General features: G+C 56.0%; 8 protein-coding genes. 3 read left to right on the top strand and 5 right to left on the bottom strand.

The window, feature by feature from the left end; translation table 11 throughout:
- Positions 1–11 precede the first annotated feature (11 nt).
- Together ACKPCT_RS15005 and ACKPCT_RS15000 are read left to right on the top strand one after the other, a co-directional pair.
- Positions 12–641, top strand: a complete 630-nt coding sequence (locus tag ACKPCT_RS15005; RefSeq protein WP_319567303.1) for a 2-dehydro-3-deoxy-6-phosphogalactonate aldolase — start codon at positions 12–14, stop codon at positions 639–641.
- Between the two features lie 49 nt (positions 642–690).
- The gene (locus ACKPCT_RS15000) at positions 691–2,001 is read left to right on the top strand and encodes an enolase C-terminal domain-like protein (RefSeq protein WP_090069604.1); all 1,311 of its coding nucleotides are present in this window, start codon (positions 691–693) and stop codon (positions 1,999–2,001) included.
- 144 nt (positions 2,002–2,145) lie between these two features.
- On the opposite strand, the gene ACKPCT_RS14995 is transcribed toward ACKPCT_RS15000, so the two are convergent.
- The 3 genes from ACKPCT_RS14995 to ACKPCT_RS14985 all read right to left on the bottom strand — a co-directional run bounded on the left by ACKPCT_RS14995 (position 2,146) and on the right by ACKPCT_RS14985 (position 13,360).
- The gene (locus ACKPCT_RS14995) at positions 2,146–9,780 is read right to left on the bottom strand and encodes an autotransporter outer membrane beta-barrel domain-containing protein (protein WP_319567302.1); all 7,635 of its coding nucleotides are present in this window, start codon (positions 9,778–9,780) and stop codon (positions 2,146–2,148) included.
- An 873-nt stretch (positions 9,781–10,653) separates the two neighbouring features.
- Positions 10,654–12,684 carry an acyltransferase family protein gene (locus tag ACKPCT_RS14990; RefSeq protein ID WP_319567301.1) on the bottom strand — a complete coding sequence of 677 codons (2,031 nt, stop codon included), beginning with the start codon at positions 12,682–12,684 and terminating at the stop codon, positions 10,654–10,656.
- 208 nt (positions 12,685–12,892) lie between these two features.
- On the bottom strand, positions 12,893–13,360 hold the full coding sequence (locus ACKPCT_RS14985) for an Lrp/AsnC family transcriptional regulator (RefSeq protein ID WP_090069609.1): 468 nt from the start codon (positions 13,358–13,360) through the stop codon (positions 12,893–12,895).
- A gap of 140 nt (positions 13,361–13,500) precedes the next feature.
- Between ACKPCT_RS14985 and ACKPCT_RS14980 the strand changes: the two genes are divergently transcribed.
- Entirely contained in the window at positions 13,501–14,541 is a 1,041-nt protein-coding gene (locus tag ACKPCT_RS14980; protein ID WP_319567300.1) for a zinc-dependent alcohol dehydrogenase family protein, read from the top strand.
- Positions 14,542–14,624: 83 nt separating this feature from the next.
- Here ACKPCT_RS14980 and ACKPCT_RS14975 read toward each other — a convergent pair whose 3' ends face one another.
- Both ACKPCT_RS14975 and ACKPCT_RS14970 read right to left on the bottom strand, forming a co-directional pair.
- Entirely contained in the window at positions 14,625–15,032 is a 408-nt protein-coding gene (locus tag ACKPCT_RS14975) for a hypothetical protein (RefSeq protein WP_324292347.1), read from the bottom strand.
- Positions 15,008–15,892: an APC family permease gene (locus ACKPCT_RS14970; RefSeq protein ID WP_324292346.1), complete on the bottom strand. Its 885-nt coding sequence runs from the start codon at positions 15,890–15,892 to the stop codon at positions 15,008–15,010. The genes ACKPCT_RS14975 and ACKPCT_RS14970 overlap by 25 nt, the downstream gene beginning before the upstream one ends.
- Positions 15,893–16,001: the final 109 nt, after the last annotated feature.

Below are 16,001 nucleotides of genomic sequence, written 5' to 3'. Positions count from 1 at the left end.
AAGTGTGATCCATGAACTTTGAACAGTTTGTCGGGCAATGCCCTCTTGTTGCCATTTTGCGCGGTCTGGCTCCCGAAGAAGCCCTTGGTATGGGTCAGACACTGGTCGATGCCGGCTTTAGCATCATTGAGGTTCCACTCAATTCGCCGCGCCCCTTTGAAAGCATTTCGATCCTGCAGGAAAGCCTTGGCCGCCGCGCATTGATTGGCGCCGGTACGGTTTTGAGCACCGATGCGGTCGATAGTGTAGCTGCTGCGGGGGGCAAGCTGATTGTCATGCCTCACTGCAACACCAAAGTAATTTCTTATGCCAAGTCTCTTGGTCTTTATTGCGTCCCCGGCATTGCAACACCAACTGAAGCTTTTGCTGCGCTTGATGCTGGTGCGGACGCCCTCAAACTCTTCCCCGCAGAAAGTGCGGCTCCTGCAGTGGTCAAGGCCATGCTGGCCGTTCTGCCCAAATCCACGCGCATCCTGCCGGTGGGCGGCATCGCGCCTGACACGATGGCAGACTATTGGGCTGCAGGAGCCGCAGGTTTCGGCCTGGGCAGCGCACTCTACAAGGCGGGTATGCCCGTCGATCAGGTTGGTTCCAATGCTGCCGCCTTCATCGAGGCGATCAATGCTTTGAAACGGAGCTGACAGCCTGCCGCTTCATTTCCCTCCAGACCCCACACAGGAGAAATTATAAATGGTAAAGATTACTGATGTCGTCGTAAAAGACATCCGCTTTCCAACGTCCAGAAATCTGGACGGTTCTGATGCGATGAATGAAGCGCCGGACTATTCGGCAACCTATGTGATCCTCAAGACGGACAAGGGCGAGGCTCTTTCCGGTCATGGCCTGACCTTCACCAACGGTCGAGGCAACAATCTGGTTGTGGCTGCAGCCGAAACCCTTGCCAAATCTTTTGTCATCGGCAAGGAACTGGGCGATATCACAAAGGATTTCGGCACTTTCTGGCATGAGCTGGTCGCCGGGGATTCCCAATTGCGCTGGCTTGGCCCTGAAAAGGGACTTGTTCATCTGGCAACGGCTGCTCTGGTCAATGCCCTATGGGACATGTGGGCCAAATCCGAAGGAAAACCGGTCTGGAAGCTGTTGGCTGACATGACGCCTGAAGAGCTGGTGCGTTGCGTGGACTTCACTTACATCGAAGATGCCATCACTCCGCATGAAGCCCTTGCCATGCTCAAACGCAAGGAAGCAGGTAAAGCTGCCCGCGAAGCCGAAATGCACGAGAAGGGCTTCCCGGCCTATTCAACTGCGGCTGGCTGGCTTGGCTATTCTGAAGAAAAGATGCGCCGTCTGGCTCGTGAAGCTGTTGAAGGGGGCTGGACCCACCTCAAACAGAAGGTTGGTGCGGACATCGAACAGGATGTCGAGCGCGCCCGCATTCTGCGCGAAGAACTGGGCTGGGATCGTCATCTGATGATGGATGCCAACCAGATCTGGGGCGTTGAAGAAGCGATTGCCAATATGCGTCGTCTTGCCGAGTTCGATCCGCTCTGGATCGAAGAGCCGACAAGCCCGGATGATATCCTCGGCCACAAGGCAATCAGGGACAGCATCGGCAATATTGGCGTGGCAACCGGTGAACATGCGCATAACCGTGTCATGTTCAAGCAGTTCTTCCAGGCCGAAGCCTTCGACTTCTGCCAGCTCGATCCGGCGCGTCTTGGTGGCGTTAACGAAGTGCTGGCCGTGTTGCTGATGGCGGCCAAATATGACGTACCGGTTTGCCCGCATGGTGGCGGCGTTGGCCTGTGCCAATATTCGCTGAATATCGTGCTGTTCGATTATATCGCAGTGAGCGGAAGTCTCGAAAACCGCGTTCTGGAATATGTCGATCATTTGCACGAGAATTTCGAAGAGCCGCTGACCGTCAAGAATGGTCGCTACTTCCCGGGCAGCATGCCCGGCTATGGCGCAACACTCAAGGCAGATTCCCAAGAGCGGTTTGCCTTCCCCGATGGCGTGGAATGGGCCGAGACGGTTTGATCTCCCCCACTGAACCGATTGAATAAATCCATTCCTGCCTAAAGCAGAACCGCAAAGCGCCTGTCACTTTGCGGTTCTGTAATTTTGGGCCTCAGAGCACTGATTAGGCACTCCGGCGACGTCCTTGCGTGGGGCAGAGAGAGCCTAGAAAGACCAGCCCAGCTTCATGCTGACGGCATGGCCGCGCCCCTCATCGCTAAAACGTCCTTCATACTCAACCTTGGCTTCAAGGGTGTCCCCGATAAAGGCCTGAAAACCGGCGCCCAACGTTGCCTGCATGTCATCGCGATCAACCGTCAATTTCTGCGCTGCATTGCTGATCGCCGATGAAGTGAAACTCTGGGTGAGCGTATCATCATTGAGCCCGAAGCGCACACCGGCATCCATATAGGGCCGGATGGTGGCGTTTGCCCCTTCGCTCTTGAACGCGGTGCCAAAACGAATATGGGGATGGAGGTCGAACAGGAAGTGGTTGTCCTCCTCCACCTTGATATTGAAGGCACCGCCGTCCGTTTCCTCATAGCCGAAATCGTGAATCCACGACATGTCCAGATCCACCAGCGGCATGAAGAAGAGTGGCCCCAGCTCCAGCTCACGTCCTGCACGCAGACGCGCCGACAGACCAAAGCTCTTCTGGTCTGACAGGGCACGCGCCCCGGTTGGTACGATGCGGCTGCTCGAAGCGGTGCTGTAGGAGGCGGAAAGCCCTGCTGTTGCCAGCCATGGCCCCTCGGTGTATTTCACCACGCCGCCTGCATGATAGGAGGTGCCGCTGCTGCTCAGGGTCGTACTGCTCATGTCATTGAAATTGACATTTGCCCCAATGCCAAGCCGCCACACATCGCCAAAGGCAACCTGACGCCCCAATGACAGACCCGTCATATTGGCCTTGCGATCGTCTGAAAAGCTGAGGCTGGTGTTGTGATTGATCTTGAACCAGTTGCATTCGGCTTCGCTGATGGCTGCATAAGAGCCTTCGCTTGTGCCGCAACTGTGCAAGTTGCTCAGATGGGCGACGCCATTGTCATGCTGGCCGATGGTCTGACCGAAATGCTTGGTGGCATCCAGTGAATTGGCCAACATGTCGCTTACCGCTTCGGTGGAGGTCTGTTTTGCCGTGAAGAGCAAGAAGTCATAAAGGCTCTGATCATCGATGGTCCCGCCTTGCATCCAGTCCTGCACCTTGGCATCCATGGTCTGTGCAATTGTCAGACTGTTGCCGCTCAATCCCGCATCAAGGAAGCTGGCCTTGACCCCGGTCAGAACGACCTCGCGTCCGCTATCGGACAACTGCTTGGAGAAGGTGAGCACCGGTGTATCCACCACATGATCAAGCAGAGATCCCGAGGGGGCCTTTGCCAGATCAACAATGGTTACATCGCCGGAAAACGAACTGAAGCTGCTCAAATAAGGATTGAAGGTGCCCTCAAGCACATTGATGTGGTCGGCCTCGATCATCGCACCAGTCGCGGCGCCCGGATCGATTTCAAGGAAATGGCGTGAGCCGGAATAGCTGTCATAGACGGCAAGCTTGCTGGCCGCGCCATCAATATCACCCTTGTTGTGAAGGACCAGCCGTCCTGCTTCTTCAGCTGCGATCATGCCGCGCACCAACCCGCCATACTCAACAGTAATGGTGCCATAGCCAGAGGTCTTGATGGCATGCTGCTTGGCATCATAGGTCTGGGCCGAACTTCCATCCGCCTCGACAGCTCCCACTGTGCCTGCAATATCAATGGTGAAACGACCATGATCATCAATTGCCTCGATGGCGCTCGTGGCGGTGCTGCTGTCCAGAGCAAGAATGGTCGCGTCGGATTGAATATCAAGACTGGTTGTCGTGTGGGCACCGTTACCGCCGCTCCCGGAGGTGTTGTCCCTTGGAACGTTGCGCAAGCGGATCGCGGCCCCTCCTTCACCGCTGGCTGATATGGCCCCATTGCTGGTGACTTTGATGCTGTCATCCGTGTTCCAGTTGTTGGCAAGGGTATATAGGCCCACAGACCCTTCGCCACTCACCACAATGGAGCCGGATTGTTCAATCGAGACCGCGCCTGAATTGGCCAGGCCGTGGTTGCCATAAATCGCCAGTCCATCGCTGCTCTGCGACAGAATCGTCGAGCCTGCTGTACTGGCGGCAAAAATGCCGTGGGCATAGGCGCCGGTGGTTGCGATGGTGCCGTCTGCATAAATCTCCACTGTGCCGCCGTGGCCGCTATCATCATTTTTGTCATAGCCTGAAGACGTCTGTGCGGTGTAATCTGTGATGGTCGTATCGCCAAGCAAATTGAGCAAACCGCCACTTGTCGATGATTGGGCGAAGATGCCATGCGAGCCATCGCCGTGGGTCGTGATGCTTGCGCCATCGACCAAATTCACATAAGCGGTTCCAGCAGATTGATCAGACACATAGCTGTGCAAATGCACGCTGTCGCCAGCGTCCAGACTGACAAGGCCCCCACCCCCACCGATGGATTGAGCCAGAATGCCGTAAGATTGTTGCCCGGTAGTGGTGATGTCGCCCCAGTTGGTAATGCTGGCCGTTTCTCCATTGGCACTTGAAGGGCTCTTGGAGCTGCCATAGAAAATATAAGGTGTTGCAACCGCCGCACTGGCCAGATTGGTCACTGAAACCATGCCGCCCCCGCCGCCAATTGACTGGGCCACCAGGGCGTGAGAGCCATCTCCCGAGCTGGAGATGGTTGCATGATTGGCAATGCGCGCTTCGCTGCTGAACCCGCCAACCGCATTATTCTTGCCAAGACGGGCGGTCAGACTGGTTGTTGCGCTGTCCACTTGCCCCAGCTGAGCCAGGGCCTGACCGCCGCCACCGCCGATGGATTGGGCAACAACGCCAGAGGAGAAGGTGCCCGCCGTCGTGATCGTGCCGTCATTGAGGGTGGCCTCGGCCTTTGCGCCATAATTTTCGTCTTTGTCCAGCTTCACCTCAGAGCCAAGAATGAATTCCAGACTCTGGGAAGAGAAGGAGACCGTATCTCCGATGACAGAGGACACGAGTCCACCACCCCCGCCAATGGACTGGACAAGGGCCCCGTGACTGAGATCACCGTTGGTTGTAATGTGCGAGGTGGCATCGCTGACAACCAAATCGGAAATTGCGCCATGGCCCGCGCTATCCGTGGCTGCCGTGCCTAGGGAATAGGTTGCTGTATATTCGGAACCCGCGCCCGCCAGATAGCTGCTGAAAATGCCCGAGGAATAGGTACCGCCACCATTGCCGATGGCCTGCGTGACAACGCCGGGGGAGGCGGTGCCATGGGTGATCACGATCGCACCATCCTCGACATAGGCTTTGGCATCGCCGCGCACACGCCCGCCGGGAATGATATCGACAAAGAACAAGAAGGATTCGCTTGTGCCCAGCCGGGAGGTCAGATCATAGTGGCTTGTCAGGGCTGCCCATGTATCCGGGAGGTCGTCCTCGTTGAGCGTTGCGTCCGCAGCCTCAATGAAACCGCCATCGCCACCGCCGCCGCCGATGGTCTGGGCGAGCATGCCGATGGAGAGATCTCCGGTTGTTTGCGTGATGCTGCCTGCTTTGGCTGCAATGGTGGCAAAGCCGCCTGATCCGTTTGCGCCCGCATGGGCCCCATGCGTTTGGCTGAGTTTAATCGTGCGGAAAGCGCCAGCAACGCGATCATCCGCATAAGAGCTTGGATCTTGGGTAAGATCAGCAGAAAAGGACGTGACCGTGCCTGCGGTGCCGCCACCGCCGCCGATGGATTGAGCGACCATGCCGTGGGCATTGTAGCCCGAGGTTGAAATTCCGTTTTCGTTGGAGATGATGACAGTCATGCCATCGCCTCCAGCTCCGCCGCTTCCGCCCAAAAGCGTGGTGCCCGTAAGACCGGCAGCTTCCAGAACCTGCCCCTTGAGGCTGTCCATGACGGGATCTGATTCAGAGCCCTCTTCTTCTCCACCTTCGCCCTCTTCTGAGCCTTCTTCATCGTCTCCGCTGGGGACGGTCAGATCAAAAGAGGTTACGTGGCCGCCATTGCCGCCACCACCACCGATGGATTGGGCTACGATGCCAGATGAACGGTTACCGGTTGTGATGATGGTGCCATAATTGGTGACGCTGTTGGTCTTGCCGTCGACCCCGCCGTCACCGCCAATGGCTCCGCTGCCGCCTATGGTTTGATCGGCATTGATGTCGCCCTTTTCTGTTGAAATGGCCATGGAGGTGGAATTGCCACCATTTCCGCCGCCACCGCCGACGGACTGGACCAACATGCCAAAGGCTGCATCGCCCGTGGTTAGAATGGAGCCTGCATTCTCGATGGATATGGTTCCGGCGCGTCCGCCCGCTCCCCCTTTGCCACCCACTGTGCTGGAAAGCTGATAGGAGCCGCCGCCCTCCGTAAAGGCACCAGCAACGGACAGGCTGTCCCCGCCATTTCCGCCACCCCCGCCGATGGATTGCGCCAGAATGCCGTGGGCATTGCCGCCCGCTGTCTGGATATCGATCTGTTCGGGGCCAAAATTGTTGCTGGTCATGACGATATCATCCCCATGCCCCCCGTCGCCCCCTTTGCCACCCACTGTCTGGTGGCGCGAGATTGTCGCGTCTGCCGCTGCTGAAATCGCCAGATTGGTCGCATCGCCCCCATTGCCGCCGCCGCCGCCGATGGATTGGAGAATGAGGCCGGATGCATTTTCGCCTGAGGTCGTGATGGTGGCATTGCTGCCGCCGCTTTCGTAAGCCTTGACGGTGATCTGTCCGCCATCCCCGCCACTGCCGCCCGAACCGCCAACAATGTGGGTATCCGAGAGGCTGGTGCCTGCCGAGCCGGTCAGGGTGATGGCGCCTGCCGACCCTCCGTTGCCACCGCCACCGCCAATGGATTGCAGAATTGCACCCGCCGCATTGTCGCCTGCCGTTGCGATGCTGCCAGACATGGCGAGCTCAACGGTGTCGCTGTGTCCGCCATCACCACCAGAGCCGCCAACCGTTTTGGTGCGAGTGATGGAAGCATCTTCAGAAATGGAGGCATTGAGCGACTTCGCATCGCCTCCATTGCCGCCGCCGCCGCCGATGGACTGCGCCAGAATACCTGAGGCGTTGGCCCCGTAAGTCTGGATGGCGCCGTCATTGGCCACGGTGACCGAGCCCCCGCGCCCACCGGAGCCACCCGCGCCACCAACGGCTACCGAGTTTGAAAAACTGGGTGTGCCGACGCCAACAGACAGGCTCACCGAAGCTGCCGACCCGCCATTGCCTCCGCCTCCGCCGATGGATTGGGCGATGATGCCGACCGAATTGGTGCCAGCAAGCGCATCATCCGCGAGGCCCGTAACAATGCTGTTGCCGCTGCCGTTGACAATATAGATGTGGTCACCGTCACCGCCCGAGCCACCCTTACCACCAATCGCTGTGGCAGAGGAAAGACCAAAGCCTGTCGCGCTGGCAAAAGCCTGACCGCCAGCGCCGCCACCTCCGCCAATGGATTGAGCCAGAACCGCTGTCGAATTGTTGCCTTGGGTCAGGATGGTGCTGTCATGCATTTCCACCTGAATGGTGCCACCATCACCTCCGTTGCCGCCTTGCCCACCCACTGCGGTGGAGTCGAGCAGAGAACTGGCGCTGGCGCTGCCTGCCATGCCGCCCCCGCCGCCGATGGATTGCAAGATGAGGCCGTCCGACCAGTTGCCGGTGGTCTTGATGATGGCGCTGTCACTCAACTCTGCACCCAGATGCCCCGCATTGCCTCCCGGTCCGCCATCACCGCCCACAGCAACTGCTGAGAAAAAACCGCTCGCCTCGGCATCGCCGCCGCGTCCACCATTGCCCCCGATGGACTGCATATGAACCCCGGCGGAGAGATCGCCAGTGGTCAGGATATTGAAGGTCTGGCTGTCAAGCACGGTGCCTGATGCTGGGCCTGATGCGTTGAATGTGACGTCGCCGCCATGGCCGGCCGAGCCACCATCACCGCCATGAGCGCTGCTGCTGCCGACCTTGTCGCTACCACCGTCTTCGCCATTGCCGCCGATACTGGTGGCAAAAACGCCACTTGAGAAAATTCCGGATGTTTCAATGGTATTGTTGACAGTGATATCGATGCTCCCGGCATCACCACCGTCGCCGCCTTCTCCGCTGCGTACGCCGCCATTCCCGCCAATGCCCGGATTGGAAATGGCAACGATGCCATCCGCAGCGGTGCCGTTGGTCTGGATGGTGCCGGAGTTTGTGACCGAAATTTCTCCCTTGGAGCCGCCGGTGCTGCCTCCATCGCCCCCATCACCACCATGATGACCGGAGCCGCCATCGCCAGCTGTTCCCCCTTCGCTGATCGCCTTGATGCCAAAGCCGCCAGTGCCGGAGGTGTTGATGCTGCCGGAGTTGGTGACCGAGACATTGCCCGCATGGCCGCCATTTCCGCCATCGCCCGCATAGCTTTTGCCTTCACCATGGCCACCGTCGCCCCCATTGCCTCCCAGACTTTGCGCGAAAATACCGTAGGCGTCGTCTCCCGAGACGATCAACGCCCCCTGGTTTTCGACAGAAACTTCGCCGCCATCACCGCCATTTCGGCCATCTGACGCGGGGTGGCCTTCGCCGCCATCATTGCCGCTATAGCCCATGCTGCGGGCAAAAATCGCAGCACCGTCATCACCTGTAATCGATATTGTTGCGCTGTTGGTGACAGATACTGTCCCTGCCGATCCGCCAGTACCGCCATAGCCACCCACATGACCGGTTCCGCCTGTGCCAGCCTCGCCCCCTGTTGAAAGAGCATCAATGCCACGCGGCTTGTCTCCGCTCGAAGATATATCACCGCTGTTAACGACGGTGACGGAGCCACCGTTTCCTCCATCTCCGCCATAGCCGCCATAGTGATATTCCCCGGCTTCATTATGGCCGTCATTGCCATCGCCCCCAAAGGAAAAGGCGCGAATACCCGCGCCACTATGGCCGGTAATGGTCATTGTGCCAGAATTGGTAACGGATACGTTGCCGCCGTCGCCTCCATTGCCACCGCTTCCGCCATTGTGATCGCCCGAAATATATCCCGGTTGGCCCCCATCGCCGCCCTGGCTTAAGGCGCGGATGCCTGTCGCAAGGTGACCGTCAGCCGTCATGGAGGCCGTCGAGGTGATGGTGATCGTTCCACCAACACCACCATCGCCACCGGACCCCCAATGCTTGTAAAACATCTTCTTTTCTGTGCCACCAAAGCCGGTGCCGCCATCGCCCCCTTGCGAAAGGGCATAAACGACATTCACATCGTCTCCGCTGGCCAATAATGTTCCAGCGACGCTGCTGGTGATGTCTCCGCCGCGCCCGCCCGCGCCGCCGTTGCGCCCATAGGAATAGGTGCGCCCCGTGCCGCCTGTGCCCCCTTTACCGGCCGTGGAAACAAGGCTGAAGAGTGAGTCCCCAGAGGGCAGGTCAAGACCATTGGCATAGATGGTATCAGTGGCAGAAAAGGGTAGGGAAATATCGCCCCCGTTGCCGCCTGTCTGGCCATAAGTGCCAAAATGGTTGGCGTCAGAGTGGTCCTCGCCCTTATATCCCGTGCCGCCCGTGCTTTGCAGGATATAGGGGGTGTTCACAATCGTCCAAAGAATAAATACGTCGCAGGAAATGTCTGATGCGCTGTGACCATATGAGCCTGTGGTGGTCACAGACTGATAGCTGGAGGTCAACGTACATGCCCCAGTAACGAGCGTTGATGCCCCCATCATCAAGCTTGCAAGAGCCGTCTTGATGATGAACCTTTTAGCAGAAACGCAGCGTCGATTGCTGGAATACATACGTAAACCTTTTGTTAATATATTGAAAGAATTACGCAAAATACTTTTATAGTAAAAACGATTCCAGACTAGATGTCTACTTGGAATAATTCAGAAAAATACATACCAATTTTAGCAAAAAGGAGGCTCTACACATTCTGGACTGGTCAATTTTGCTGCTTATTACGCCAAAGGACAGTCAAAACAATTCTGAGTGCGCTAAAGGGCGCGCTGATTGTAAAGGAAAGGTCGGGAGGAGAAGAGGGGGACATAACACCGCAAAAAGAAAAAGGGCGACCGAGCGGTAAAGCGGTCACCCCTTTTATTCAATCATGTCGGCACGAGGCCCGACACGCGCTCGATTTCAATCATGCAGAAACGGTGTGTGATTTAACCGGTGTGTGACGTTTGGAAGAGCGCTGTGCTGGAGATGTCTCGTGTGTTCTAAACAAACGGGACAGCAGGGAGTGGAATTGTTTTGAGCGCTCAAAATGGCCGCGTACAAGGGCGTGGTTGATTTCGTTGTGGCTCAAATATCTCATTTTCTGTTCCTATCTTGGCAGGAGTTAAGAAATGTGCATTCCTTTATTGAGTGTTATATTAGCATATATATTCCTGCTCATGAAGCATTTCCAGAGCCAGTCCCCCTCCTCGAACGCAGGAAAGAAGAAATGATGCACCAAAGCTTCGTATTTTCCCTCTGTTGGAGAGAAATATCCATTTTTTGAAAAATGAAGGAACATGTTGTTCGATAATTTTAAGAACGGTTGTGGATTGTTCTCAATTGCGCGGAATTTTCGGAAAATATATGAAAAGCAAATGCCTGCACCTTTGTAAAATAATTACAAAGGTGCATTGACACAAACGACGCAGGATATGCCCAATTTGTCTGGCTTAGCTACCCTGAGCTTTGGCACCCACCGTTATGGTTTGATCGGGCTCCGCTTGAGACAGCGTCTGCTCTTTGTTCAGTTGTTTGGAGATCTCGGACATGACGAGTTTGGCCCCGGTAAGGCTCACATGGTCATCATCAACATAAAGCGAATGGCCATTCTGTTCCTGAATACAAACGCCAGCGTCATTTCGACAAAAGACGTTCCGCACATCGACAATCGAGATATTCGGGCTCTCCTTGCGTGCCATGCGCAGCAATTCAAGCGCATTTTTTTCCCTGTCATCATACCAGGAGACGGGATAATTCAGCACGGATCGGTCGAGTAATAGCGCTCTTGGCACATCAACCCCGACTTCCGGCACAGGGCCAAACAGGGTCACGGGCCGGTAGTTGGCCACTTTGGCGAGGAATTTCGCTGAATAGGTCAGCAGGTCAGGTTGTGATGTGAGATCTGTTTTGGATGCTCCGGCAATGCGGGTATGGGAGAAGGGATGATCATCCATCAGACCGTCGGGCCGCTTGAACGCGCCCCCCTCAATGTGAGAAGCCCATCGCGCGGCCACATAGACCCCCTCAACATGCGGATCATGCGTGGCGAAGTCATAGGCGCTATCAAGAAAGGCCATACGGCTTTCACTATCCGGCATGCCTTCCCGATAGGTGCCCGCAATCGGGTAGAGAGTGTTTTTTGTAAAGGCAATCAGGCCATATCCCTCTTGCGCGAGGGTCTTTTTGAGTTCCACAAAGAAGGCCATGGCGTGGCTGTCGCCAACCAGCACATAGTATTTGTTGAAGTCCAAAGACGCCCGGCAATAGTCCATGCTTAGATTGGTCGCCTGATGGTGAAAGTGGCAGGCGTCATAAATACTGGCTGATGCGATCGTTGTGTCATTGTTCGCGTTGACTCCGTCATTGCGAATGTTCCAGACGCCCGAGACGATGAGCATGGCGGTCGTGGCCGCGCCCAGCGGAAAGACGGCTCTGCGAACAACAACCTTGCGGTTTCGAAATGGCTGCTCGATATAGCGCCAGCTAAGATAGGCCCAGATAAAGGTCGAGACGCACAGAAAAACAGACACCGTGCTGCTCAGCTCATGCAGACTGCGATAGCGGGCAAAAGCCAGTAGAGGCTGGTGAAACAGATAGGCGCTGTAGCTGATCAGGCCAATGCCGACCAGTATCCGGATGCGCAAAAGGCGATTGACCAGTGTTCCTCTGGTTGCAAAGAGAATGAGAAGAGCGGTACCAACCGTCGGCACCAGAGCTGGGAAACTCGGAATGGCTGTTTGTGGATCAAAAAACAGGATGGAGCCGACAACAGCCGCGAGCCCGATACCGCTCAACAGATTGCGCATCAGAAGGGGCTGAGTAATCTGCCTTTTCTCCATATGCAGCGCCATAAAGGCGGCAAAGACGCCAACCAACAGTTCCCAGGCGCGCGTCGGCATCAGGTAGAAGGCGGCGACAGGCTTGTTCATGACGCCCCAGTGAGCGATGCAGAGGCTGGCGACAAAGGCCAGAGCCAGCAATAACAAAGTGGCCTTTTTGCCAAAGCGCCATGCGATCATCAGGAAGAGCGGGAAGAAAATGTAGAATTGCTCTTCAACCGCGAGGCTCCATGTATGCAGCAGGGGGCGAAGTTCGGCTGCCGTATCGAAGTAGCCGGATTCCTGCCAAAACAGGATGTTGGAACAAAATGTTGCCACTGCAACGAGGCTGCGGGAAAAGCCTTCCATATGGATCGGGCTCATCAAATACCACGCAGCCATAAAGCTGAGTGCAAGCGTGACAAACAGGGCAGGCAGAATGCGCCGGATGCGCCTCTCATAAAAGGTGATGATGCTGAAATTGCCGCTCTCCAGATCACTGATCAGGATTCGCGTGATGAGGAAGCCACTGATGACAAAAAAGAGATCGACGCCCAGAAAGCCCCCTTTCAGAAACCCTAGGCCTGAATGGAAGACGACAACGGACAGAACAGCTATGGCCCGGATGCCGTCGATTTCTGGTCGATATTGCATCTTGCTCATGGGACGGCCTTTAAAAAATACAGACTGAAATATGACTGGGACTTTCAAATTATAAGTATATTTACCCTTTTTCCGAGGCTCCTACAAACTGAATTGAATTTTATGATTAATTTACCAAGCTTCTGCTGAGCCTGCTTTTGCACCATTTCAGGCGAAGAGGCAGCCATTTTTCGTTCTTGCCGCGCAATCGAGTCCTCACCTTTTCCGATCACAGCAGGATAGGGAGTCTGCTTGACGCCTTCATCTCTCGCAAAGACAGGTTGGAGCGTATGCTCGCTACACCGGGTAGCTTGCGCAAGACGCTGTCGACAAAGGCGCTATAGTCGTCCAGATCCCTGGCAACAATAACCAGCAGAAAATCGTCATCTCCCGTTGTGTTGTGGCAGGAGAGGATATTCGGGCTATCCTCGATGATGCGCTGGAACTCGCGTGTTGCGTCTTGACTGTGATCCGAACAGCGCAGTTGGACAAAGGCCATGACACCAAGCCCGATTTTCCGGCGATTGAGATTGGCCTGATAACTCTCTATCACACCGCTCTCTTCCAGCTTTTTAAGGCGCCGCCAGCAGGGTGTTTCGCTCATGTGCAGATGCTCTGCGAGTTTGGCGTTGGATAGACGCCCGTCGCTCTGAAGCTGTTCGAGAATTTCTACATTCACCTTGTCCATATCGATCATGAGCAGACTCTTTTACTAATGTTGGTTTTTGTGGAGGATTCTGCTCTGATATTCGCGGGAGAAAACAAGAATGGCAAGGCTCTTGCGCAAAAAATGCGTAAAGTGACAGAAAGATACTTTACTGCAGAGGATGTTCGGCGATGAAAGCTGTGCTGTATGAGCAATTTTGTGAAACCCCGAAAATCGTGACCCTGACCGACCCGACCCCGGAGCCTCATGGCATTGTCACCAAGGTGGAAGCAACCGGCGTCTGCCGCAGCGATTGGCATGGCTGGATGGGGCATGATCCGGATATCGAGCTGCCCCATGTGCCCGGACATGAATTGGCTGGCGTTGTCGCCGCCGTTGGCAAGGATGTGCGCAACTGGAAGATTGGTGATCGGGTGACGGTGCCCTTCATTTGCGGTTGTGGTGCCTGTCCGGACTGTCACTCCGGCAACCAGCAGGTCTGCAGCCATCAGGAGCAGCCCGGCTTTACCCATTGGGGCTCCTTTGCCGAATATGTCGCCATTCATCAGGCCGACCTCAATGTCATCGCTCTGCCCGAAGACATGAGCTTTGCCACTGCAGCCAGCCTTGGCTGCCGCTTTGCCACATCCTTCCGCGCAGTCGTGGATCAGGGCAAAACATCGGCAGGCCAGTGGCTCGCCGTGCATGGTTGCGGCGGGGTGGGCCTGTCTGCCGTAATGATCGCCAACGCCGTAGGCGCCAATGTCATTGCGGTCGATATCGATGACAAAAAGCTGGCTTTGGCAAAAGAGATGGGAGCCGTTGCCGCCATCAACAGCACTTCGGTGGCTGATGTCACCGAGGCGGTCATGGATATTTCAAAGGGGGGTGTTCATGTCTCCCTTGATGCGCTGGGAAATCCGGTGACATGCTTCAACTCGATCCAGAATTTGCGGCGGCGCGGCAAGCATGTGCAAGTTGGCCTGATGCTGGCAGATCATGCCACCCCTTCGGTTCCTATGGCCAAGATCATTGGTCAGGAGCTGGAGATTCTGGGCTCTCACGGCATGCAGGCCCATCGCTATGATGCGATGCTGGCCATGGTTCAATCAGGCAAGCTCGATCCGGCTCGTCTGGTCGGAAAGGAGATCAGCCTTGCCGAAGCACCCGAGGCGCTCACAACCATGGACAGCTTCCAATCAATCGGAGCTACGGTGGTTACCCGCTTCTGAGTGGGATAGGGAGGGTGGCCTTTTAAAAGGGGCCACCCTGTAAACCATCTGTGCCTGACGACCGGCCAAGGGGCCACAAGAGCCTAATGGGCATCCTCAAGCTCTGCAAACCATGTGTGCAGATAGATGCGCTCAAGCCCCATCAAGAGGACCGCACTGCCAATGCCTGTGGCCACAATGATCGGATCTGACTGAAGTTTCATCGCGATAAATGCAATCAGAACCACCGCGTCCGCCACCAGAGCAGATATCAGGATTGCTGGATTGGCGCCTGTCTCCTCACGGCGATAGCGGAACACGCCCCAGTGGATGATCATTTCCATGATGAGATAGAAATACACGCCCAGCGAAGCGATCCGGCTCAGATCGAAAAAGACAGCCAATATGGCAGCGATGACCACAGTATAGACGAGGGTATGCTTCTGGATCGGGCTGGGCATTCCGAAATGGCCATGCGGGATCAGTTTCATTTCGGTGAGCATCGCAAGCATACGGGACACTGCAAAGACACTGCAAAGACACTGGCAAGAACGGCTGACGCGGTGGCAACGACGGCGAGGACGACTGTCAGCATGAAGCCGATCTGACCAAGCGCCGGTTGGGCCGCCTTGGCGAGAGAATAGTCTCGGGCTCTGATGATTTCGTCAATTGAAAGGCTTGATCCGACACCGAAGGCAACAAGCAGATAAATCGCTACACAAAGCATGATGGCAATGGCGATGGCCCGGCCGACATTGCGATGCGGCTTTGTGATTTCTGCGCCGCTATTGGTGATGGTTGTAAAGCCCTTGAAGGACAAAATCGCGAGCGCCACAGAGGCAATCAGGCCTGTATAGCCGAAATCCTTGTTTCCCTGCAGCGCTTCTGAAAAGGAAAATCCGCTCGACCAAAGAGCTGCGATACCAAACAGGGCGATGCCGCCAATTTTCAAAACCGCCATGGCAATGGAGAACATGCCGATCGAGCGGTTGCCAGCTATATTGACGAGAAATGCAAACAGGATGCCCCCAACCGCCAGAACAGGCACGAGTGGGCCGCTCGTAATATCAGATGGTTGAAGCAGATAAGTCGCGACGGTTCGGGTAACGAGGCTCTCGGCAATAACCATACTGAGCGCCATCAGCAGGGCAGCCCCACCCGTGATGGCTCCCGGTCCATAGCATTTGCTCAGGATCATCGCGATGCCGCCCGAGGAGGGCCAAGTGTTGGACATCTTTACATAGGAGTGCGCACTTAATCCCGTAATGATGGCCCCTGCAATGAAAGCCAAGGGGAAGAGGGGTCCGGCCAGTTCTGCGATCTGACCGGTGAGGGCGAAAATACCTGCGCCGATCATGACGCCGGTTCCCATGGCAACTGCCCCGCTGAGCGATATGGATGCCTCTTCGTAGGTGCTGTCCCGTTCGTTTCCCCTTATCGATCATTCCCTTTTTTGAACATGGCTTTAATATTTCTATGGC

The organism is Cohaesibacter marisflavi, from assembly GCF_963665895.2.
GTDB classification, from domain to species: Bacteria; Pseudomonadota; Alphaproteobacteria; order Rhizobiales; family Cohaesibacteraceae; genus Cohaesibacter; species Cohaesibacter marisflavi.
Note: the sequence above shows the minus strand (reverse complement) of the source record. Positions and strands in the feature narration are given on the sequence as shown.